At 39.1% G+C, this 330-nt stretch carries 1 pseudogene; it reads left to right on the top strand.

Annotated features, from left to right (window positions below):
• Window positions 1-296: pseudogene (locus LKK83_RS00720) on the top strand (RNA-guided endonuclease TnpB family protein); the annotation flags it as partial.
• Between the last annotated feature and the right edge of the window lie 34 nt (window positions 297-330).

Raw genomic sequence — 330 nt, 5'->3', positions numbered from 1 at the left:
GCAATTTATATGGGTTGCAATTTGTAGAAACTGAAGAATCTTATACCTCGAAAGCGTCGTTTTTAGATAATGACTTTCTCCCAATCTACGGTGAAAAACCCGATAACTGGGAACCGTCTGGAAAACGTATTAAACGAGGTTTATATCAATCTGGTGCTGGTTATCTAATTAATGCCGATTGTAACGGTGCAGCCAATATTTTAAGAAAAGTATCTGGAAGACTTAATCTCAACTTAAGTCAACTAAGTAGAGGCGCTTTGACTACGCCTTTAAGAGTTCATTTCTGGACTGCTTAAGAATCTGCGCGTCAAAAGAGCCGCAGAGTGTCAA

It is taken from the genome of Phormidium sp. CCY1219 (assembly GCF_035615515.1).
Classification (GTDB): Bacteria; Cyanobacteriota; Cyanobacteriia; order Cyanobacteriales; family Laspinemataceae; genus CCY1219.
Note: the sequence above shows the minus strand (reverse complement) of the source record. Positions and strands in the feature narration are given on the sequence as shown.